Source organism: Candidatus Moraniibacteriota bacterium (assembly GCA_028688415.1).
Classification (GTDB): Bacteria; Patescibacteriota; Minisyncoccia; order Moranbacterales; family UBA1568; genus UBA1568.
The window spans coordinates 1-3045 of record JAQTYF010000008.1 but is presented as its reverse complement, the minus strand read 5'-3'; the positions used below and the strand labels follow the sequence as shown (position 1 = coordinate 3045).

1 protein-coding gene is annotated in these 3045 nt (G+C 59.4%); it reads right to left on the bottom strand.

Annotation, left to right across the window (positions count from 1 at the left end):
- Positions 1-3045: hypothetical protein (locus tag PHH40_04985; GenBank protein ID MDD2767078.1), on the bottom strand; the 3045-nt coding region annotated here is incomplete at both ends.

Sequence of the window (3045 nt, the reverse complement as noted above, 5' to 3'; positions counted from 1 at the left end):
CCCTGATCACATCGCTGGCCGTGTTCATCTCTCCGGCCACCACGTACACCTTGCCACCATGGTAAAAGCCCTCGGGCTCACCAGTTGCACCCATTGATTTCTGCTTGGCGTCCTCATCGCGTACCGCCTGGGGGATTACCGTATCGGCCATGTTGGAGGCCACTACGATGTCTGGGGCGTTGGCCCAGCGTGCTTTGATGGCGTTGACGATGGCACTTACTTGGGTGTGGGGCAGGCCGGTGGAACTTGTTCCACGGCTGTATTGCGCCCCGCCTGTGTTGCTTTCAGCCTCAATCCTCTTGACAACATCCTCTCGCGTGATTACAGTCGCTTTGCTGATGGAGTTACGGTGCAAGGGAATTAGGCCCGGAGCCGCCGCAGCCGAAGCCTTCGATTTATCGAGGGCTTCTTTGTTTATGGCGTAAATTTTCTCGCCGCGACTCAGCGCTTGCGTTATCTGAAGATCACGCCGCCGAATGCCAGCGCCCTTGTTTCCATCGTCATTGAATGGCGTGACAGTATTTATCCGCCCATCCTTCCCGACGCTCACGCCAACAACAACGGGTTCTCCGCGCACGGTTTCAGCCTGGACAAATACCCGCAACCCGCCATCTTTGTAAGGAATGATGAACATCGGGTCGGCCAGCATGGACGGCAGGCTCTCAAACACATTGGCCGGAACATCCGAATGCTTCGCCATGATGGCCATCAAGTAGGTTCTAGGAAGAACCAGCTTATTGGCTTTTGCCCCCATCTCGCGCAAGACTGTTGGCGTCACCATGCTCGGGTCTTTGGCTTGCGGGTTGGTTGCAGCACTGCGCAGGCTGGATTGCCATTGTTCAGTAGATTGAGCGGTTGCCGCGTCAATATCGGCGCGGCTGAACATCGCCACGCCCTTGTCGGTTTGCTTTTCAATCACCACCATGCGCGCATTGGCCCCGGTATTGACCGGAAGGCTCGGGTCGTTGAATGATCCTTCGGTAAGCTTTTCGTCGGTGCCACCAATGGATTCAAGCCAGTCACGGAACTCGGCGGCGCGCTTATTCTGGTTTGTGAAGGCTGACTCGCCCATGATGGCCACCAGTCGGCCGCCCGGTTTCAGCAGCGTGTAGGCGTGCTGTACATGCTGGATGTCACGGCCATCGCTGAAGGGCGGGTTCATAACGATGCGGTCATACTGGCCGTCCATCGCCAGAAAATCGTTGCCAACCACGTTGAACCCTTTAGCCTCCAGAAGTTCACGCCGGTCGCCAGACAGTTCACCAACATCAGGCTCAACACCGGATGACCGGATGCGCTCGGCAATGTGGCCCCAGCCCGCGCTGGGCTCCAGCACGCTCATGCCGGGCTCAATTCCAGCGGTTGCCACCATCTCGTCGGCCACGCTTTCAGGCGTCGGGAAGAAGTCCATCCCGTCATTACGTCGGCCCACCATGGCGCGTTCCAGTTGCTTGACCTTGCTGGGCGCTTCAGCCACTTCCTGCAAGCCGATGAACTCGCGCAGCGCAGCCCGGTACTCTGCCGGGGTTTCGATGCCCATGCGCTCCAATGCTTTGCGCCGGTCAAGAGCCGTCTCAAACTGCCATGGGACGGAAACCTTGGAGCCGCGCCGCGCAGCCTTTCCGATCTTCTCGACCAGTTCTGCACCGAACTCGCCAGACAACGTGATGCGTTTGTCACCATCGCCCTTCCAGATGCCGCGCTCGATGGCTTCGCTGGGGCTCATGATGACCGTGTGCTCGCCGCGCTTGACTTGGTAGGCTATGGCCTTGCCCTTGTAGCCACTGCGCGCAATGGCGGCTTCGGCGGCACCCTTGGTGCTGAATCCGGCAATACCACCGCCCGTCTTGGCGAACGATGCCACTTGGCTGAAATTCTCTTTTGCAAACTTCAGGTAGGCGTCTGACACGTCATCAGCCACCTTCAGCAACTGCTGACCCATTTTCTTGGTACCGTCCACCTCCACCAGTTGACGCGCCAGACTGGCCAGATCGGAACGGTAGGCGGTGAAGCTCGGGAACTCGGCAAAGTCTGCTGTCTCTATCGTGGGTGCTTCGCCACGGTGCTTTTCCTGATCGCCATAGCTGGCGTACTTGGCACGCAGTTCGTCGTACTTGGCGTTGTTCACTGCCGTCAGCAGCAAAGACACCTGCGTTTTCTGGCGCACTCGGTCAAGGAACTTCGCGGAACCGTTGCCGATGGCTTGCGCCAGATTGCGCATGGTCTTGGCCATGGCCTTCTCGGCATTGGCGGCAGCCTCTGCGCTGGCGGCTTGGCTGGCCCGCTTGTGCGTGTTGGCCTTGCGCTCTTGGTTCAAACTGGCATCGGCCTGTTCTTCCAGGCGGTCGGCCATTTCGCTCAGGCGCTGCACGGCGGTTTGGCTGCTGTCGTCGGCAAAGGCATCGCGGCGCTCTTGCATCACGTCCTTGGCGGCTGCGGTGTCGCCAGCGATCAGCGACTTGAACGCCTTGGCCGCGTCCTCGGTGCGGAACTGCCATCCGGGAATGGCACCGTTGCCACGGTAACTGGAGTAATCCCCGCCAAGGCGCTTGGCCTGCGCCACCAGCGACTTGAATTCTTCGCCCGACACGCGCTGGTCAAGATTGAACTGCCACAGGTCATGACCGTGCTTGGTGTGCCGGGTCTTGATTATCTCGGTTGCCGTCACCGCTTCGCCTGGCGCGCGCAACACAGCTTCCTGCGCCGACTCCTTGCGGGAGGCGCGCTCGGCCCGGCTTTCGGTGGCTATCAGGTCGTCAAACTTCGCCCGTTGCTCTGGCGCGAGCATCATCCGGGCTTCTTTGAATGTCTTGCCACCCGCCATGATGGCACGCATCCAGGTTTTGAAGTCGTCCAGTGTTTTGGGGTCTTTGATGGCCTCGGCGATCTTGCCAACACGGGCTACCGATTCTTCTTGTGCTGCCTTGCGGTCCTTGGCGTATTGCGCCAGTTGCTCGGCGTCGGTGGATTCCACCATGTTGCGCACACCATCCAGCCATGCGTTCTTTCCAAGTCCATGCGAAAAGCTGCGTTCCAGCACGTACT